Annotated in this window: 18 protein-coding genes; 13 read left to right on the top strand and 5 right to left on the bottom strand. The window is 43.4% G+C overall.

The window, feature by feature from the left end; genetic code table 11:
* Positions 1–5: 5 nt before the first annotated feature.
* Positions 6–164 (bottom strand): transcriptional regulator SlrA, encoded by a 159-nt coding sequence (slrA, locus tag MHB62_RS19805; RefSeq protein ID WP_003243648.1) that lies wholly within the window; start codon positions 162–164, stop codon positions 6–8.
* Positions 165–519: 355 nt separating this feature from the next.
* Between slrA and slrC the strand changes: the two genes are divergently transcribed.
* The 4 genes from slrC (at position 520) to galT (ending at position 4,390) form a co-directional block, all read left to right on the top strand.
* A complete protein-coding gene (gene slrC / locus MHB62_RS19800; RefSeq protein ID WP_003227396.1) occupies positions 520–1,191 on the top strand; it encodes a transcriptional regulator SlrC in 672 nt (223 codons plus the stop codon).
* Positions 1,192–1,208: 17 nt separating this feature from the next.
* Entirely contained in the window at positions 1,209–1,592 is a 384-nt protein-coding gene (locus tag MHB62_RS19795; protein ID WP_003227398.1) for a GtrA family protein, read from the top strand.
* 80 nt (positions 1,593–1,672) lie between these two features.
* On the top strand, positions 1,673–2,845 hold the full coding sequence (locus MHB62_RS19790; protein ID WP_003227400.1) for a galactokinase: 1,173 nt from the start codon (positions 1,673–1,675) through the stop codon (positions 2,843–2,845).
* A gap of 3 nt (positions 2,846–2,848) precedes the next feature.
* Complete coding sequence (galT, locus tag MHB62_RS19785) at positions 2,849–4,390, top strand: UDP-glucose--hexose-1-phosphate uridylyltransferase (RefSeq protein WP_032722720.1); 1,542 nt, start codon at positions 2,849–2,851, stop codon at positions 4,388–4,390.
* 70 nt (positions 4,391–4,460) lie between these two features.
* Here galT and MHB62_RS19780 read toward each other — a convergent pair whose 3' ends face one another.
* Complete coding sequence (locus MHB62_RS19780; protein ID WP_009968363.1) at positions 4,461–4,706, bottom strand: GlsB/YeaQ/YmgE family stress response membrane protein; 246 nt, start codon at positions 4,704–4,706, stop codon at positions 4,461–4,463.
* 515 nt (positions 4,707–5,221) lie between these two features.
* Between MHB62_RS19780 and qoxA the strand changes: the two genes are divergently transcribed.
* Genes qoxA through qoxD form a run of 4 tightly spaced genes read left to right on the top strand, consistent with a single transcriptional unit; the run spans position 5,222 to position 9,168 of the window.
* Complete coding sequence (gene qoxA / locus MHB62_RS19775) at positions 5,222–6,187, top strand: cytochrome aa3 quinol oxidase subunit II (RefSeq protein ID WP_010886637.1); 966 nt, start codon at positions 5,222–5,224, stop codon at positions 6,185–6,187.
* 27 nt (positions 6,188–6,214) lie between these two features.
* On the top strand, positions 6,215–8,164 hold the full coding sequence (gene qoxB / locus MHB62_RS19770; RefSeq protein WP_003227407.1) for a cytochrome aa3 quinol oxidase subunit I: 1,950 nt from the start codon (positions 6,215–6,217) through the stop codon (positions 8,162–8,164).
* A gap of 13 nt (positions 8,165–8,177) precedes the next feature.
* On the top strand, positions 8,178–8,792 hold the full coding sequence (gene qoxC / locus MHB62_RS19765) for a cytochrome aa3 quinol oxidase subunit III (RefSeq protein ID WP_003227409.1): 615 nt from the start codon (positions 8,178–8,180) through the stop codon (positions 8,790–8,792).
* Position 8,793: 1 nt separating this feature from the next.
* Complete coding sequence (qoxD, locus tag MHB62_RS19760; protein WP_003227410.1) at positions 8,794–9,168, top strand: cytochrome aa3 quinol oxidase subunit IV; 375 nt, start codon at positions 8,794–8,796, stop codon at positions 9,166–9,168.
* Between the two features lie 42 nt (positions 9,169–9,210).
* Here the strand turns inward: qoxD and ywcE are convergent, their stop codons facing one another.
* The gene (ywcE, locus tag MHB62_RS19755) at positions 9,211–9,474 is read right to left on the bottom strand and encodes a spore morphogenesis/germination protein YwcE (protein ID WP_003227411.1); all 264 of its coding nucleotides are present in this window, start codon (positions 9,472–9,474) and stop codon (positions 9,211–9,213) included.
* Positions 9,475–9,968: 494 nt separating this feature from the next.
* On the opposite strand from ywcE, the gene rodA reads away from it, so the two are divergent.
* The 3 genes from rodA (at position 9,969) to MHB62_RS19740 (ending at position 13,180) form a co-directional block, all read left to right on the top strand.
* On the top strand, positions 9,969–11,150 hold the full coding sequence (gene rodA, locus MHB62_RS19750; RefSeq protein WP_015250943.1) for a cell shape-determining peptidoglycan glycosyltransferase RodA: 1,182 nt from the start codon (positions 9,969–9,971) through the stop codon (positions 11,148–11,150).
* Positions 11,151–11,255: 105 nt separating this feature from the next.
* Complete coding sequence (gene nfsA / locus MHB62_RS19745; RefSeq protein ID WP_017696211.1) at positions 11,256–12,005, top strand: oxygen-insensitive NADPH nitroreductase; 750 nt, start codon at positions 11,256–11,258, stop codon at positions 12,003–12,005.
* 173 nt (positions 12,006–12,178) lie between these two features.
* Positions 12,179–13,180: an LLM class flavin-dependent oxidoreductase gene (locus tag MHB62_RS19740; RefSeq protein ID WP_032722719.1), complete on the top strand. Its 1,002-nt coding sequence runs from the start codon at positions 12,179–12,181 to the stop codon at positions 13,178–13,180.
* 37 nt (positions 13,181–13,217) lie between these two features.
* Here the strand turns inward: MHB62_RS19740 and vpr are convergent, their stop codons facing one another.
* A complete protein-coding gene (vpr, locus tag MHB62_RS19735; protein ID WP_032722717.1) occupies positions 13,218–15,638 on the bottom strand; it encodes a serine protease Vpr in 2,421 nt (806 codons plus the stop codon).
* A gap of 529 nt (positions 15,639–16,167) precedes the next feature.
* Here vpr and MHB62_RS19730 point away from each other — a divergent pair.
* Both MHB62_RS19730 and sacT read left to right on the top strand, forming a co-directional pair.
* A complete protein-coding gene (locus MHB62_RS19730) occupies positions 16,168–16,470 on the top strand; it encodes a hypothetical protein (RefSeq protein WP_003222155.1) in 303 nt (100 codons plus the stop codon).
* A 39-nt stretch (positions 16,471–16,509) separates the two neighbouring features.
* The gene (sacT, locus tag MHB62_RS19725; RefSeq protein WP_003227423.1) at positions 16,510–17,340 is read left to right on the top strand and encodes a sac operon transcriptional antiterminator SacT; all 831 of its coding nucleotides are present in this window, start codon (positions 16,510–16,512) and stop codon (positions 17,338–17,340) included.
* 38 nt (positions 17,341–17,378) lie between these two features.
* On the opposite strand, the gene MHB62_RS19720 is transcribed toward sacT, so the two are convergent.
* The gene (locus tag MHB62_RS19720; RefSeq protein WP_003243563.1) at positions 17,379–18,149 is read right to left on the bottom strand and encodes a formate/nitrite transporter family protein; all 771 of its coding nucleotides are present in this window, start codon (positions 18,147–18,149) and stop codon (positions 17,379–17,381) included.
* Positions 18,150–18,327: the final 178 nt, after the last annotated feature.

Genomic DNA, 18,327 nt, shown 5'->3' with positions numbered 1-18,327 from the left:
TCGGACTAGTCTTGCCGGACGGTTTTTTTGTGGTTTTTCTTTCTTGATGCTGTCTCAGATTCTAAAAACTGCCTCACATCATGAATGCCTAATCCAATGGATCTAGCTTCTTGAATTAACATATGCCAACCTTTGTCCAAATCTTTTTTAACATGAGTTTTCATAGTAACCTCCAATTGTATAAAATGTTTTCCTGCAACATGCGGGCAATAAAAGACAAGCCAGCGCGATGATGGAGGCGAGTACAACAAATTTCACACATAGTTGCTCGGTGTTCACAAACTGAAGGAAAAACCACCTACCTATTCCCTAAAAAAATGACTAATATAACCAATGGACCTTATTTATAATAATAAACAATTAAATACTGACTGGATAGTATGTAAATGAAAATAAATCATTTAGCCTATTAAAAATGACCCCTGGGAAACCGAATAGCATAACCGTTTAAAGAAATAAATACCGCTAAAGATTGATCCGGTGTAAGATAAGGGTAATCATTACCGCCAGGAGAAAAATATGAAAAAAAACAAATTTCAAATTAAAAGAGAAGCAACATTTGAAAGTTTTATAGACGCTGGCGTGAATTTGTTGATTGACCGAGCGTATGATCCGGTTTCTGTAGAAGATATCAGCAGAGCCGCCGGGTACAGCAAAGGAGCATTTTATGTTCATTTTGTCAGCAAGGACGATTTTCTGCTGTACCTTCTCGAAAAACGTCAGATGAAAAAAAAGATCATTATAGGGTATCTTGATCAAATGGAGCGGGAGTCAGTGAAATCGCTGACATTGGACGAGGCTGCAAAACACGCTGCAGAACTGCTTTATTCCTATTACATAAATAAGCCGTCGTGGGACATCACCTCGTTTGCCATGAACATGCCGACATATAAAGTCTTAAAGAAATGCAAGGCCTATGTCCGGCTGTACGAATTGTGGGTGGAAGAAAATGTGTTATATATTAAGTGGCTGAAGGAGAGAAAGCTGATTGACGCCTGTATTGATCCTGAATATACGGCTAAAATAATATGTGCAGTCCTCGACGGAATCATCAAACAATCATATGTATTGGGCCAGCCAGCCACCTTCCGCAGCTTTTTAGACGCACTCTCGGTATTTTTTACTTTAGACAGAGAGCACGAGAGGCCAAGAATTTTGAAAAGTTTTTCAGAAAGCGAGGAACATCAGTGAAGTATAGAGAAATAATTATGTATATCATTATGGGGGTTTTCACAACCATTGTGAATATCGCCAGCTTTTATATATTGGTAGAGATCATGAATGTGGATTACAAAGCCGCCACTGTTGCCGCTTGGATTTTGTCCGTGCTGTTTGCTTACATAACAAATAAATTATATGTGTTTCAGCAAAAAACACATGATCTGCAGAGCCTGCTGAAAGAGCTCACTGCTTTTTTCAGCGTTCGGGTCCTGTCTCTCGGCATAGATTTAGGCATGATGATCATTCTTGTCGGCCAGTTCAATACAAATGAAACCTTGGCCAAAATACTCGACAACGCGGTCATTGTTGTCGTCAACTATGTTGCGAGCAAATGGCTCGTCTTTAAAAAAACAAAAGAAGAAGGGGTATGAGAGGACTGCAGCATATGATCTGCCGTTTTCTATGAAGAAATAAGGGGAATAAAAAATAAAAACCAGAAAGGTGATTGCACATGCGGGAAGAGCTAAAGGGGATATTTGCAAGTGTATTCGGAGAAAAAGAGGGGTTACGGTTTTTTTTCGCACCTGGAAGAGTGAATCTGATTGGAGAACATACAGACTATAACGGCGGGCATGTCTTTCCGTGCGCGCTGACAATGGGTACATATGCTGCTGTTGCAGAAAGAAACGACGGGCTTGTCCGGATGTATTCAGATAACTTTAGAAACGCAGGCATCAAGGAATGCAGCCTTGACGACATTCGCTATCAAAAAGAAGACGACTGGGCGAACTACCCAAAAGGCGTGATTTATGAATTTCAACAGAGGGGATATGCAGTTCCCCATGGCTTTGACATTGTATTTTCAGGGAATATTCCAAACGGGGCGGGACTGTCGTCTTCCGCTTCTATTGAACTGCTGATGGGGGTCGTGCTCCAAAGTTATTTTCATCCTGAAGTAGATGCGCTTGAGCTTGTGAAAATGGCGCAGCATGCGGAAAACCATTTTATCGGCGTCAATTGCGGAATTATGGACCAATTTGCAATTGGAATGGGGAAAAAACATCATGCGATGCTGCTGAACTGTGACACGCTTGACTATGAATATAGCAAACTCAATGTCTCAGGCCTCGCGCTGGTCATCGCGAACACGAACAAAAAAAGGACATTGGCTGACTCCAGCTATAATACGAGACGCCAAGAATGCAATGATGCATTGCTTGATCTGAAAAAAGGCCTCGATATTGCCGCACTGGGCGACATCAAGCCTTCTGATTTCGATGCGCATTCCAGCCTGATCCAAAATGAAACGAACAGACGCCGGGCAAAGCACGCTGTATACGAAAATCATCGTGCTATTAAGACGGCCCATATGTTCAAAGAGAACAATATAGATGAAATCGGGCAGTTAATGAAGGAATCCCACCTTTCATTGAAGGATGACTATGAAGTAACATGCCCTGAACTTGATGAGCTTGTGTTTGCGGCATGGGATCACGAAGGTGTAATTGGATCAAGAATGACGGGAGCAGGCTTTGGCGGCTGCACCATCAGCATTGTAAAAGATGAGTTCGTTGATGATTTTATTCAGAAGGTTGGAGACAGATATCAAGAAAAAACAGGGCTCCGAGCGGACTTTTATGTCGCGGATATCGGAGAGGGAGCGAGAGAACTAAAGGGGGAGTGACATATGAGTATTATTGAACATCTGGAACAGCTGCTTGAGTATGGCCTGGAACGAAAATTGATTTCGATCTGGGATCGGGAATATACGAGAAACCGTCTTTATGAAGCGCTGGGCATCACACATCCCGAGCCGGTCTCCGGCATCTGCATCAAGCAGTCACAAAGCCTGCCGGACTTGCTCGCTCCCATCTATAAATGGGCTGCCGAAACCGGCCGAATGGAAGCGGATACAGATACGTACCGTGACCTGCTCAGCGCAAAGCTGATGGGCTGTTTTGTACCTGCTCCGTCAGAGGTCATTCGCAAATTTGAAGAGACAAAAGCATTATACGGCCCAAAACAGGCGACAAAGGAATTCTATCAATATTCAGAGGATGTCTATTATATACGGACTGACAGAATCGCCAAAAATGTTCATTGGACGGTGCCGACCGAATATGGCGAACTGGAAATGACCATTAACCTATCAAAGCCTGAAAAGGACCCGCAAGCGATTGCGGCTGCAAAAGAGCAGGAACAGACAAATTATCCGATGTGTTTGCTGTGTAAAGAAAATGTCGGGTTCGAGGGTAGCGTGAATCATCCAGCCCGGCAAAATCACAGAATCATTCCGGTCACCCTTGAGGACGAACAATGGTTCCTGCAATTCTCGCCATATGTCTATTATCCAGAGCACTGCATTGTCTTAAAAGGTGAACATGAACCGATGGAGATCAGCAAAAAAACATTTGAAAGGCTGCTGTCATTTCTCGGGCAGTATCCGCATTATTTTATCGGTTCAAACGCGGATCTGCCGATTGTCGGCGGCAGCATCCTAAGCCATGATCATTTTCAAGGCGGCGCGCATGATTTTCCAATGGCACGTGCAGAAGCAGAAGACGTTTATGGATTAAATGATTATCCCGGCGTGTCGCTGGGCTTAGTGAAGTGGCCGATGTCTGTGCTCAGGCTCCAAGGAGACGAACCGGGTCATGTCGCCGAAGCTGCTGACCATATCTTCCGCACGTGGCAGACGTATTCCGATGAAAAAGCCGGCATTGCCGCCTATACAGGCGATACGCCCCATAATACGGTCACACCGATTGCGCGGCGCAGGGGAGACTTGTACGAACTCGATATCGTACTGAGGAACAACCGGACGGATGAGGAGCATCCATTAGGGATATTTCATCCCCATAAAGAAGTTCACCATATTAAAAAAGAAAATATCGGCCTGATTGAGGTCATGGGATTGGCGATATTGCCGGGCCGCTTACAGGAGGAAATGAAAGAAACGGCAGCGGCGCTATGCTCTGCTGATCCGAAAACAGCTTTAGAACAAAATCCGCTCACGGCAAAACATAGTGAGTGGGCTAATCGGATGATGGAAAAAAGAACCATAACAAAAGAGAATGCAGATCTAGTCATAAAAGAAGAGCTGGGACATGTATTCGCGCGCATCCTTGAACACGCCGGTGTGTTTAAACAGACAACAGAAGGAAAACAGGCCTTCAGAAGGTTTATCGACCAGTTGGGCGCCAAACCAGTCAAAAGCCTCAACCGCTAGGGTTGAGGCTTTTTCGATTTTTATGGCAAAACAAACACCCAAAGCGCTGACGCTTCGGGTGCTGCTGCTTTTATCCTCTTTTTCTGGTTAACAGGCTTACTAGAAAGACAACAATGGCTGCACCGATTACCGCTGGAATAATGGCAAATCCGGCTAGGTGCGGCCCCCATGTTCCAAGCAGCCCGTGTCCGATCCAGGCGCCAATAAGACCTGCGATCATAGACCCGATAATTCCTCCGGGCATATCTCCTTTTACAAACAGGCTTCCAAGCCATCCGATAATAATAGCGACGATAAGTGAAATAAGAAAACTCATCATGCAACACATCCTATTTTTTATTTATTTGCTTATATCATTCCTCTTTTTTGTATAAGATAAACAACTGGATGCTCTCATTAAAAAATACGGACAATTCAGAGCATATTGGCTCTTCATTGCGCCTTTTCTTTCAATATTTGATGCGTTAAAATGGTAACCGTGTGAAAAGATGCTAGACAAGGAAAAAATAATTCCTATCTAGAAAGTTTAACAAAATGAAATTTTTGATTGACCTAAGTTTTTTATTGTGGTAAACCTTTATTTGTCAGAATTAGTTCTTCATCATCTTTTCTTTACTTATATGCGGAAATAACTAGAAACTTTTCATCTTAAGCGATAGATGTGAATAAAGTTGGAGCAATTTTTGTCGATTTTATGACATTTAAGCGAAAATGGGATGAAGTTTATAAAAAAATAAAGCTAATAAGTGAAGTTTTTGATAGCATAACAAAGTAGAGAAAAGATTTTGAGGAAGTATGCACTTCAGATTTATTACATCAATAGGAAGGATGGTGATCTTCTTGTTCAGAGCATTAAAACCGTTGCTTGTATTAGCGCTGTTAACTGTGGTTTTCGTCCTTGGGGGATGCAGCAATGCTTCAGTACTAGATCCGAAAGGACCTGTAGCTGAACAGCAAAGTGATTTAATCCTGTTATCTATCGGATTTATGCTGTTTATCGTCGGGGTCGTCTTTGTTCTATTTACCATTATTTTAGTAAAATACCGCGACCGTAAAGGCAAAGATAATGGATCTTATAACCCAGAAATTCACGGTAACACGTTTTTAGAAGTAGTCTGGACAGTGATCCCAATTTTAATCGTCATTGCACTTTCTGTGCCAACAGTACAGACGATATATTCGTTAGAAAAAGCTCCTGAAGCAACAAAAGATAAAGAGCCTCTTGTTGTTTATGCTACTTCGGTAGACTGGAAATGGGTATTCAGCTACCCTGAACAGGATATTGAAACGGTCAACTACTTAAACATTCCTGTCGACCGCCCGATCTTGTTCAAAATCTCATCTGCAGATTCAATGGCTTCGCTATGGATTCCTCAGCTTGGAGGGCAAAAATATGCGATGGCAGGAATGCTGATGGATCAATACTTACAGGCTGACAAAGTGGGTACTTACGAAGGCCGCAACGCGAACTTCACAGGTGAACATTTTGCAGACCAAGAGTTTGATGTGAATGCAGTTACAGAAAAAGACTTTAACAGCTGGGTGAAAAAGACTCAGAACGAGGCTCCTAAGCTGACAAAAGAGAAGTATGATGAATTGATGCTTCCTGAAAATGTGGACGAATTAACGTTCTCTTCTACTCACTTGAAATACGTTGATCACGGACAAGACGCTGAGTACGCGATGGAGGCGCGCAAACGCCTTGGCTATCAAGCCGTTTCACCGCACTCTAAAACAGATCCGTTTGAAAACGTAAAGAAAAACGAATTTAAGAAGTCTGATGATACAGAAGAATGATATTGATCAGGAAAGGAGGAAGCCTGCATGAAATTCAAATGGGACGAATTTTTCGTAACTGGTGACCCATTAATTCTGGGCGCACAAGTTTCCATTGCGCTTTCAACCATTGCCATTATTTTTGTACTGACTTACTTCAAAAAGTGGAAATGGCTGTGGTCTGAATGGATAACTACTGTTGACCATAAAAAACTCGGAATCATGTACATTATATCTGCTGTAATTATGTTATTCCGCGGCGGTGTCGACGGTCTGATGATGCGTGCCCAGCTAGCGCTTCCGAATAACAGTTTTTTAGACTCAAACCACTATAATGAAATTTTTACAACTCACGGTACAATCATGATCATCTTCATGGCGATGCCGTTCTTAATCGGTCTTATCAACGTTGTTGTGCCTCTTCAAATCGGTGCCCGCGACGTTGCGTTCCCTTACTTGAACAACCTGAGCTTCTGGACGTTCTTTGTAGGGGCGATGCTTTTCAATATTTCTTTCGTTATCGGAGGTTCTCCGAACGCAGGCTGGACGAGTTATATGCCGCTTGCAAGTAACGACATGAGCCCTGGGCCGGGTGAGAACTACTACCTCCTCGGACTTCAGATTGCCGGTATCGGTACCCTGATGACAGGGATCAACTTTATGGTAACAATCTTAAAAATGAGAACAAAAGGCATGACATTAATGCGTATGCCAATGTTCACATGGACAACACTGATCACAATGGTTATTATCGTGTTTGCTTTCCCTGTACTTACAGTAGCATTAGCACTTTTATCATTTGATCGTTTGTTCGGCGCTCACTTTTTCACATTGGAAGCAGGCGGTATGCCGATGCTTTGGGCTAACTTGTTCTGGATTTGGGGACATCCTGAAGTATATATCGTTATTCTTCCGGCGTTTGGTATTTTCTCAGAAATCATCTCAAGCTTTGCAAGAAAACAATTGTTTGGTTACAAAGCGATGGTTGGTTCTATTATCGCCATCTCTGTATTGAGTTTCTTAGTTTGGACTCACCACTTCTTCACAATGGGGAACAGTGCGTCCGTTAACTCATTCTTCTCAATTACGACAATGGCAATCTCAATCCCAACCGGGGTTAAAATCTTTAACTGGCTCTTTACAATGTATAAAGGCCGAATCAGCTTTACAACACCTATGCTGTGGGCGCTTGCGTTCATTCCTAACTTCGTTATCGGCGGGGTTACAGGGGTTATGCTTGCGATGGCAGCAGCGGATTATCAATACCATAATACGTACTTCCTTGTATCTCACTTCCACTATGTGCTGATCGCGGGTACTGTATTTGCTTGTTTCGCCGGATTTATTTTCTGGTATCCAAAAATGTTCGGCCACAAGCTGAACGAAAGAATCGGAAAATGGTTCTTCTGGATCTTTATGATCGGGTTCAATATTTGTTTCTTCCCGCAATATTTCTTGGGGCTTCAAGGCATGCCTCGCCGTATTTACACATACGGACCGAATGACGGCTGGACAACATTGAACTTTATCTCAACAGTCGGAGCTTTCATGATGGGTGTAGGATTCTTAATCCTTTGCTATAACATCTACTACAGCTTCCGTTACTCTACTCGTGAAATCAGCGGAGATTCATGGGGTGTGGGACGTACGCTTGATTGGGCGACTTCTTCTGCGATTCCGCCGCATTACAACTTTGCGGTGCTTCCTGAAGTCAAATCTCAAGATGCATTCCTGCATATGAAAGAAGAAAAAACTGAATTATACCCTGAAAGCAAATTCAAGAAAATCCATATGCCAAGCAACTCAGGCAGACCGTTCTTTATGTCTGTTGCCTTCGGTCTTGCAGGCTTTGGACTTGTCTTTGAATGGTACTGGATGGGCGTAGTCGGATTGATCGGAGTCCTGCTCTGCATGGTTCTGCGTTCATTCGAATACGACAACGGCTACTACATTAGTGTTGATGAAATAAAAGAGACGGAAAGAAAGATTTCCGAATAAGGAGGCGTGAGTTATGGAACATGCAGAACACGGCAATTCTAACGCGCCTATGGAATATCAATCTGAAACCGGCAGACTTAATATTCTCGGGTTTTGGATCTTTTTAGGGGCAGAAATTGTGTTGTTCTCAACACTATTTGCAACCTTCTTCGTTCTTAAAAACAGAACAGCTGGAGGTGTCTTGCCAGACGAACTATTTGAAGTCAATCTGGTAATGATTATGACGTTCTTGCTGCTGATCAGCAGCTTTACCTGCGGGATCGCTGTTCATGAAATGCGCCGCGGAAGTTTAAAAGGCGTAGTCATTTGGACAATTATCACTCTTCTTCTCGGTGCCGGCTTCGTCGGTTGCGAGATCAATGAGTTTGTTCACTATGTACATGAAGGAGCGGCTCTCAGTACAAGTGCGTTCTGGTCTGGATTCTTTGTTTTACTTGGAACTCACGGAACTCACGTAACAATCGGGATTTTCTGGATCACAGGAATTCTGATTCAGTTGAAGAAACGCGGCTTAACTCCGCAAACTTCATCTAAAATCTTTATCTCAAGCTTGTACTGGCACTTCTTAGATGTTGTATGGATTTTCATCTTTACAGGTGTCTATCTCATGGGATTGGGGGGTCTGTAAAATGGCAAACAAATCTGCTGAACACAGTCACTTTCCATGGAAACACATTGTAGGTTTTATCCTGTCTATCGTTTTGACCCTGCTGGCTCTATGGGTTGCAGTGTATACTGACCTGAGCTCATCAGCAAAACTTTGGATAATCTTCGGCTTCGCCTTCATTCAGGCGGCGCTGCAGCTTCTCATGTTCATGCATATGACAGAGAGCGAAAACGGCACGATCCAAGTCGGAAACACGCTGTTCGGATTCTTTGGCGCGATCGTTATCGTACTTGGATCCATCTGGATTTTCGCGGCTCACTATCACCATGGTGACCATATGGATGGAAATCCTCCTGGAGGCGCTGAACACTCAGAGCATTCAGGCCATAACGAATAATACAAAAAACCCTCTTCATTGGAAGAGGGTTTTTTGCTGTCTTCAGCTGCTTCGCTTTCTGCGAAGATACGGAAGGCCGTAAATGATAAATGCGGCGATATGAGCGACTATGACATTGACGGCAAACAAGATAATCATGAGAGTGTGTCCAAGTGGAGAAAGGCTTTCTGTTGCGTAAAAGAAGAAGAATACCCACATTAAGATGATTGGCGGAATAGCTGAGAGTGCGACTTTTTTGTTATCAAGCCAAATAAAGAGAGGCGTTGCGCTGGCAACCAATAAGTAAGCAAAAAACATGTCCATCATACCCGTCTCCTTTCATTTTGTGATAACGTTTACAAAAATGAAATAGAGGAACTGAGTTGTGTCTGTTTTGTGATTGTTTTTTGAACATTCTGTTACAATTATTATACCATGTTTTCCAGAAATTGATACGTGTTTTTGCAGAAATGGACTGGATCTATCGTCTTATTTTTTCGTTTAATGTGCTAGGAGAATGTATGGGCATGGGGCTCTGAATTTTTAGCTGTTTCTTATGAGGTATCACATTATTTGGGAACATAACACATTATCGCATTCGTTTTTTAACAAATTCTTTTGGTATGGCGTTTTTTTCATTTGAAAAGTTTTGTGTCAATCGAAACATTTCGGTTTATGATACGTCATATTTCGTGTAGCTGAAAAAGCACCGCAAATGCTGAAAAAACATAAAAGGAAGCGAGCTTCACGTGTCATCTTGAACGTGGTTCATGTATAATAAACATTAGTGATTTTCCGATGAAAATGTAAGGCGGGATAGAATGAGTCGATATAAGAAACAGCAAAGCCCCTTTTACCAGGGGGATTTGATTTTTATATTTGGTGTGTTTTTTATTATAAGCGTAGTATCAATTTATGCTGCCGGTCAGTTTGGGCAGTATGGGAACACGGATTGGATTCAGCAAATTGTGTTTTATTTTTTGGGGGCTGTTGCCATTACAGTTCTTTTGTACTTTGATTTAGAACAGCTTGAAAAGTTAAGTTTATATATTTTTATCATTGGTATTTTATCTTTGATTATTCTTAAAATCAGTCCCGAGTCTATTGCACCTGTTATTAAAGGGGCAAAAAGTTGGTTTAGGATCGGTAGAATAACAATACAGCCGTCAGAGTTTATGAAGGTTGGTTTGATTATGATGCTTGCTTCAGTTATTGGAAAAGCTAATCCTAAAGGAGTTCGGACGCTTAGGGATGATATCCACTTGTTATTAAAGATTGCGGGTGTCGCAGTTATTCCTGTAGGTCTTATCCTGATGCAGGATGCTGGGACTGCGGGAATATGTATGTTTATCGTTCTTGTAATGGTTTTTATGTCAGGTATAAATTGGAAATTGATTGCGATCATAGCTGGTTCAGGTATCTTACTCATTTCATTAATTTTATTAGTAATGATAAACTTTCCTGACGTTGCTAAATCAGTTGGAATACAGGATTATCAAATTAAGCGGGTCACTTCTTGGGTGTCTGCTTCAAATGAGACACAGGAAGATTCAAATGACAGCTGGCAAGTTGACCAGGCCATCATGGCAATAGGATCTGGTGGTATTTTAGGTAATGGTATTTCTAATTTGAAGGTTTATGTTCCAGAGAGTACGACTGACTTTATCTTTTCTATAATAGGTGAGTCATTTGGCTTTATAGGCTGTGCAATTGTTGTCATCATGTTCTTCTTTTTAATCTACAGGCTTGTTGTTCTGATAGACAAAATACATCCGTTTAACCGTTTCGCTTCTTTCTTTTGCGTTGGCTATACGGCGTTAATTGTGATCCACACATTCCAGAATATCGGAATGAACATCGGCATTATGCCTGTTACCGGGATTCCGCTACTGTTTGTCAGCTATGGGGGAAGCTCGACACTTTCCACGTTAATCGGATTTGGGATTGTATATAATGCAAGTGTGCAGCTGACGAAATACAGAAGTTATCTTTTTAATTCTTAATATGCAGACAGCCTTTACAGAGGCTGTCTTTTTTTGTGCAGAGCATTTCGCTTTTGAGATCACTTTTTTTCGGATATGATAAAAAGTGATAAGGAGGTTTTTGTGATGAATAACACAATCGAAACCATTTTGAATCATCGGTCAATCCGGTCTTTTACTGATCAGCTTTTGACAGCTGAAGAAATTGATACATTAGTGAAAAGTGCGCAGGCTGCGTCTACATCCAGCTATGTGCAGGCATATTCGATTATCGGGGTTTCTGATCCTGAGAAAAAACGTGAGCTGTCCGTGCTTGCTGGGAATCAGCCTTACGTTGAGAAGAACGGACACTTTTTTGTATTTTGTGCGGATTTGTACCGCCATCAAAAACTGGCTGAGGAAAAAGGTGAACATATTTCTGAGCTGCTCGAGAATACAGAAATGTTTATGGTTAGTTTGATTGATGCGGCGCTGGCAGCGCAAAATATGAGCATTGCCGCTGAATCCATGGGGCTTGGCATTTGCTATATCGGCGGCATTCGGAATGAACTGGACAAGGTGACAGAGGTGCTGCAAACGCCTGACCATGTGCTCCCGCTTTTCGGACTGGCAGTAGGCCATCCTGCGAACCTTTCCGGCAAAAAACCGAGATTGCCAAAGCAGGCCGTTTATCATGAGAATACGTATAATGTGAACACAGACGATTTCCGTCATACTATGAATACGTATGACAAAACCATTTCTGATTACTATAGAGAAAGAACAAACGGGCAGCGGGAAGAAACGTGGTCCGATCAAATACTGAACTTTATGAAGCAAAAGCCGCGTACGTATTTAAATGACTACGTGAAAGAAAAGGGCTTTAATAAAAACTAAAGCAAACCTCTCCGTCTGGAGAGGTTTTTATGTTTCACGTGTAACATATTCCGACAAATAGGGACAGGCTTTCACAAATAAATGGCGAATGATAGGGGACACTGATAAGCAATGTGAGCGGCTTTGGAGAAAAAGTAGAAGATCAGTGATACGATGAGGATGAGGTGGTAGGGATGGTTTCATTAAGTATATTAGATCAATCTCCAGTATCAGAGGGCAGCAATGCAGAAACGGCCTTACAGCAAACCGTTGCGCTTGCCCAAGCTGCTGAGGACCTTGGATATAAGAGATTTTGGGTTTCTGAGCATCACTTTTCAAAACGGCTGGCAGGGTCCAGTCCTGAGGTGCTAATCAGTCATATAGCGGCGAAAACAAAGCGAATCCGTGTTGGATCAGGAGGAGTCATGCTGCCGCATTACAGTGCTTATAAAGTAGCTGAAAACTTTCGTGTTCTGGAGGGGCTGACACCAGGAAGAATTGACCTGGGGCTTGGCAGAGCACCGGGGGGAATGCCGATTGCATCATGGGCGCTGAATGACGGCGGAAAGCGCAATGCTGATCAGTATCCGCAGCAAATCAAGGAGCTGACCATGTATTTGCATGATTTGGCGGATGATAAACACCGTTTTCCGAATCTGACGGCTGCGCCGCATATTTCAACGGCTCCGGATGTGTGGCTGCTCGGCTCATCTGGAGAAAGCGCGCTGCTCGCAGCTGAATCTGGCGCTGGCTATATGTTTGCCCATTTTATCAATGGAGAGGGCGGAGAGGGTACTGTCAGACAGTATAAGAGGCGATTCAAACCATCTGTGTTAGGAGATACGCCTCGAGCGGCAGTTGCTGTTTTTGTTCTTTGTGCTGACACGGAGGAGAAGGCAGAGGAGCTTGGGGCTGTGCTTGATTTTACACTTTTGGCGGGAGAGCAGGGTATTCCTTTAGAGGGAGTTCCTTCGTATGAAGCTGTTCGGAAAAATACGTATTCTCCTTATGAACAGAGACGAATTGCTGATAATCGAAATCGAATGATTGTCGGTACGAAAGAACAGGTTAAGGAGCGGCTGCTAGCTTTGAGTAAAGCGTATGAAACAGAGGAAATCATGGTGGTGACCATCACACATCATTTTGAAGATAAGCTCCGATCGTATCGATTATTGCAGGAGGCGTTTGCTGACTGATCTTTAAAAAGCCCTGCCGATTCGGCAGGGCTTTTTCTTATTCAACAGTGAAAGGTTCTTCGGTCAAAACCTGGCTTGACTTGCCTTTGTTCGCGGCATATGCGAGCAAGTAATACTCTCCGGCCGGAAGTTTGGTTCCGCCATTAATCGTGCCGTCCCAGTCAAAGTACTGGTAACCTTTATCTTGGTTTTTATAAATGCCGGCTTGGCCTGCGAAATCAAGGTTGCTGTCATAGACGAGGAACGCCAGCTCTTCCGCTCCCGCAGGAAGGTAGGTTTCAATTTGATAGGTGCCTTGTACAGACCCTTCGCTGACAGAGACAGATGTGACTCTCGGATAATCGGGTTCTTTCACAATCAGCAATGTAGGTACCTTAGCGACCGTTTTTCCGCCTTCTCTGACGATAACCGTTCCTTCATAGGTGCCAGCTTTTGTTTTCTTCGTATTGACCTTTACTTTTGCAGTGGCTTTCCCGGTTTGATGTGCCGGAATCACAACACGGCTTGTGCCGGATGTGGAGATGCCGCTGCCATTAAATGAGTATTCCAGTGTGTATGATTTTCTAATGGAAGATTGATTTTCAATCGTAAACGTTTCTTTTTTCGTTTCGTTTCCGTTTTCCTTCAAGAACGTGCCGTATGAATAGCTTCCAGGTGAGACGAGCGAATCTGCTTTGATTGCGTTCATGATTCTTGCGCTGCCTGCGCCTTGAGCGTTATGCGGATATACTTCCCCATCGCTATCCTTTAAAGTGACAGCGGTATTCATGATGGCGGCTTTAATCTGTTCAACGCTCCACTTTGGTTTGGCTTGTTTAATAACGGCAACCGCTCCGGCAATATGAGGCGATGCCATGCTTGTTCCTTGTTTTGATCCGTAGCCGTATGGATGGTCAGGATCGTGTGTTGGGATCGTGCTCACGATATTGACCCCTGGCGCGGAAATATCAGGCTTAATCATCCACGTATCCATAACAGGGCCGCGTGATGAGAAATCAGCGACTTGTTCACCGAGCGCTTTTGAGACCGTCAACTTGAATGTTGTTTTTGTCTCACCAGCTTTCAGGGCGCTGACGAGTTTTTCGCCGTCTTCTAATGAAAGCTTAATCGTTGGGACAGACATGCCTGGCACATTGGCTTCAATTTCTCCAGAGAGGTTGTTATACACAACCATGCCGATTGCACCGGCTTTTTTAGCGTTATCCGCTTTATCCACAAATGCAATGCTGCCTCGTTTGACAACGGCGACTTTGCCTGTCAGGTCTTTCCCTTCAAAATCCTTTGCTTCGCCGATTCCCGCTTCGACAAGCTCAACTTCTTTGTTATTGAGCGCTTTGACGTCGTCCTCTTTGTTGTAGCCCATCACTTTTGCTGAAGAGTAGGAGCCGAAAGTGACGGCGTATTCATTGAGCGGCAGCTGAGTCGCACCGACAGAAATCGCTTCTCTTGATGTGCCCGGCGATCCGACTGTCCAGCCGTTCGGTCCGCTGTTGCCGTTTGAGGTAACAGCGACAACGCCTTCTGACATGGCCCAGTCAAGCGCTGTGCTTGTCGCCCAGTCCGGGTTGTTTAAAGAGTTTCCGAGAGACAGGTTCATCACATCTGCCCCGTCCTGCACTGCACGTTCCACGCCCGCGATGACGTTTTCCGTTGTGCCGCTTCCGCCAGGCCCTAACACACGATAAGCAAGAAGTGTGGCATCAGGCGCTACGCCTTTAATCGTTCCGTTTGCAGCCACAGTTCCGGCTACGTGTGTGCCATGGTCAGTTGCCTCGCCCCTCGGATCGCCGGTTGGTGTTTCTTTTGGATCGTAATCATTGTCCACAAAATCGTATCCTTTATATTGTCCAAAGTTTTTCTTCAGATCTGGGTGATTGTATTCAACCCCAGTGTCAATAATCGCCACCTTGATGCCTTTTCCTGTGTAGCCTAAATCCCATGCATCGTTTGCTCCGATATAAGGCGCACTGTCATCCATTTGCGGAGATACGGCGTCTTCGGAGATTGTGACGTCTTTATCCTTCATATTGTCTGTTTTATATGTGACGTTCGGGTACACTGCCTTAACGTCTTTTACCGCTAGAAGTTTTGGAATCTCATTAGCTGGAAGCTTCATAGAGAAGCCTGAGAATACCTGCTCATATTCCCGGTTTACTTTTCCGTTTTTCACTGCTTTGATTGCTTTGTTTTTTGCTTTGGTGCGAGCGGTTTTCAGCTTGCTTTTCGATTGGCTTTCTCCCGCTTCCTTCGCTTCTGCCAAGGATTTTTCTTTTAATTCCACTATAACGGTTGTTTTTTTGCTTGTCGTCATATCGATATCACCGAATACCTCGGCTTTTTCCAGATCAGCCGACGTTTTTGAAGAAGCCGGAGCTGCCTGAACGCCCGTAATGCCTGTGGATAACGCAAAAAATAAGACGAAACTTACAAGCAGAAAGCGAATGATCCCCTTTTTCAATGTGTTTCCCCCTTTGTATTTAGAAAAAATGTGAAAGATCTAGTATATATTTCTTGAAAATTCAAAAAAATCCTTGTGTCATTTGGACCATTTATTGGATTTTGTTTGTGTATAACGAAGGAGTTATACACAGAACCCTGTGTATAAGTGAATAAACCTGTGTATATATATAGTTAGGAATATACGTTCGTATACAAAATATAGATAGAGTTTGTGGACATGTGGATATCTCTTGTGATTAAGTTGTTCTTATCTTTGGGATAACTTGTGTATAAAGTTTTCAAAGCGGTTCTCCAATTTTCATTTCAATTCTTTCAGCTTTCAACAAAACTTCTAAAAACTAGTTGGTTTTTTCACTCATATTGTGACAAAGAATTCTCTTTCCACGGTCTATCATAGAGTCATGAGTTTTGCTAGAGCCGCTAGTTTGCGAGAAAAGAAATCGGCCGTCTTTTCTTGCGGGCTGCGGCTGAGAAAACGGGCTGCTAAAAAGGCTGCCTGCCAAAAAGAAGCGGAGGGATGTTTTTCTATGAAACGTTTGCTTGTATCTTTACGGGTGTGGATGGTCTTTTTGATGAACTGGGTGACGCCGGACAGAAAAACTGCGGCTGCCGCGGTCTATTCGGCTCAGCGTACATACCAAAGAAAGGCGGCTGTGCAGGCCGCAGGACTCGTTTCGTTTTATGAATGGCGGATGGCTGTGAATGAGGAAGAAAAGCAGAAAGCGAAAGCCGCCGCGCTTTATAAAAGAAGATGTTTGCAAGCCTTCAAGGAATCGCCAAAGCAGGAGAGAGCGGGCCCGCATCTTTACATGGCGGTCAAAAGGAGGTAAAATCCCAGTCAAAAGCAAATTGGCGGGAGAGATAACCTCTTGAAAATCTATAAAGTATTAAACAACAATGCGGCTTTAATAAAAGAGGATGATCAGGAAAAAATCGTGATGGGACCGGGAATCGCTTTTCAAAAAAAGAAAAATGATCTCATCCCTATGAATAAAGTGGAAAAGATCTTTGTCGTGCGCGACGAGAATGAAAAGTTCAAACAAATCCTGCAAACACTGCCGGAGGAGCATATAGAAATAGCTGAGGATATCATCAGCTATGCGGAAGGAGAGCTCGCGGCGCCGCTGAGCGATCACATTCATATCGCGCTTTCCGACCATTTGTCCTTTGCGATCGAAAGGATTCAAAATGGGCTGCTTGTGCAGAATAAATTGCTGCATGAGATAAAGGCGCTCTATAAAAAAGAATATGAGATCGGCCTGTGGGCGATCGGACATGTAAAAGAGACATTGGGCGTGTCTCTGCCTGAAGATGAAGCGGGTTATATTGCCCTTCACATCCATACGGCGAAGATGGATGCGGAGAGCATGTATTCAGCGCTGAAGCATACGACCATGATCAAAGAAATGATAGAGAAAATAGAACAATACTTTAATCGAAAGGTGGATGAAAACAGCATTTCCTATCAACGCCTTGTCACGCATTTGCGATACGCGGTCAGCCGGTTGGAATCAAATGAAGCGCTCCATCGTATGGACGAGGAGATGCTTTATTTCATCCAAAAAAAGTATTCATTCGCCTATCAATGTGCGCTGGAGCTGGCGGAGTTTTTGAAAAATGAATATCAATTACATTTGCCGGAATCCGAGGCCGGCTATATCACGCTGCATGTCCAGCGTCTTCAAGATCTCTCGGAATAACCGCTTTGACTTGCAGGGAGTGATCTCTGGAAGTTTTTTTATTGATCAGGATTCAGTGTGTAGTACATCCAGCCCATCATAACTATTCCCGCGGTCAGATTGCCGAGCGTAACGGGGATTAAGTTTCTGACTGCTCCCATCAGTGTCACTGTATCAGGGTGCTCGATCAAAAGCGAGATGGCGAATGTGCACATATTGGCAATGCTGTGTTCAAAGCCGGAAATAAAGAAGCAGAAAACGAAAAGCATCATGGTAAAAAGCTTTGCTCCTTCCCCTTTGAGAGACATTGGAATGAAAAAGGCGAGGCACACAAGCCAATTGCACAGCATTCCTCTGAAAAACAATTCGGAAGCCGGCGGCTCCATTTTGTGCTCTGCCAAATGAATCAAAAAGGAATGAACAGAAGGCTCCTCAAAAAGTCCCGTCGCGCTGATCAGGATGGCAAACAGAATGGCGCCGATTAAATTGCCGGCATAGCTTGACATCCACAAGTATAGGGTGTCGCGCCAGCTGATTTTTTTCCGGAGCGCGGTATAGGTGAAATAAAAGGTGTTGCCGGTAAATAAATCTCCGCCTCCGTAAGCAATCATCAGAATAGCGGCCCCGAAAGTGACAGCGGCTGCCGGAAAGGCAAACGGAGAATCAGCCATAAAGAAATAGCTGCCTGTTTTGCTTGCGGCTGTAATGCCAAAACCAATAAATATACTGGCCAAAATGGACCGAAGCACATAACGGATTTTGCTTGAAGCGAATATGTTTTGTTTTTTCAAAGCATACTGTTCAACCTTTTGTAATGCTTGAGTTTCCATTGTCTTTTCCTGCTTTCTTTCATGATTGAGCATAGTATAGCACGATATTGTGAAGTATTTCACAATTAATTTTTACGAATTTTTGTCTACATGTTATATCAAACTATTTAACTAAAAAAATAGTTGACGAAAACGCTATCATGATTTATGATGAAAGCGTATTCTTAATCTGAATAAG

It is taken from the genome of Bacillus sp. FSL K6-0255 (assembly GCF_045040725.1).
Taxonomy (GTDB): domain Bacteria; phylum Bacillota; class Bacilli; order Bacillales; family Bacillaceae; genus Bacillus; species Bacillus subtilis.
This window is presented reverse-complemented; position numbering and strand designations above follow the sequence as displayed.

Excerpts from the sequence above, each read along its gene's own strand:
- slrA (WP_003243648.1), bottom strand. The coding sequence starts at position 164 with ATGAAAACTCATGTTAAAAAAGATTTGGACAAAGGTTGGCATATGTTA.
- slrC (WP_003227396.1), top strand. The coding sequence starts at position 520 with ATGAAAAAAAACAAATTTCAAATTAAAAGAGAAGCAACATTTGAAAGT.
- MHB62_RS19795 (WP_003227398.1), top strand. The coding sequence starts at position 1,209 with ATGTATATCATTATGGGGGTTTTCACAACCATTGTGAATATCGCCAGC.
- MHB62_RS19790 (WP_003227400.1), top strand. The coding sequence starts at position 1,673 with ATGCGGGAAGAGCTAAAGGGGATATTTGCAAGTGTATTCGGAGAAAAA.
- galT (WP_032722720.1), top strand. The coding sequence starts at position 2,849 with ATGAGTATTATTGAACATCTGGAACAGCTGCTTGAGTATGGCCTGGAA.
- MHB62_RS19780 (WP_009968363.1), bottom strand. The coding sequence starts at position 4,706 with ATGAGTTTTCTTATTTCACTTATCGTCGCTATTATTATCGGATGGCTT.
- qoxB (WP_003227407.1), top strand. The coding sequence starts at position 6,215 with ATGAAATTCAAATGGGACGAATTTTTCGTAACTGGTGACCCATTAATT.
- qoxC (WP_003227409.1), top strand. The coding sequence starts at position 8,178 with ATGGAACATGCAGAACACGGCAATTCTAACGCGCCTATGGAATATCAA.
- qoxD (WP_003227410.1), top strand. The coding sequence starts at position 8,794 with ATGGCAAACAAATCTGCTGAACACAGTCACTTTCCATGGAAACACATT.
- ywcE (WP_003227411.1), bottom strand. The coding sequence starts at position 9,474 with ATGATGGACATGTTTTTTGCTTACTTATTGGTTGCCAGCGCAACGCCT.
- rodA (WP_015250943.1), top strand. The coding sequence starts at position 9,969 with ATGAGTCGATATAAGAAACAGCAAAGCCCCTTTTACCAGGGGGATTTG.
- nfsA (WP_017696211.1), top strand. The coding sequence starts at position 11,256 with ATGAATAACACAATCGAAACCATTTTGAATCATCGGTCAATCCGGTCT.
- MHB62_RS19740 (WP_032722719.1), top strand. The coding sequence starts at position 12,179 with ATGGTTTCATTAAGTATATTAGATCAATCTCCAGTATCAGAGGGCAGC.
- MHB62_RS19730 (WP_003222155.1), top strand. The coding sequence starts at position 16,168 with ATGAAACGTTTGCTTGTATCTTTACGGGTGTGGATGGTCTTTTTGATG.
- MHB62_RS19720 (WP_003243563.1), bottom strand. The coding sequence starts at position 18,149 with ATGGAAACTCAAGCATTACAAAAGGTTGAACAGTATGCTTTGAAAAAA.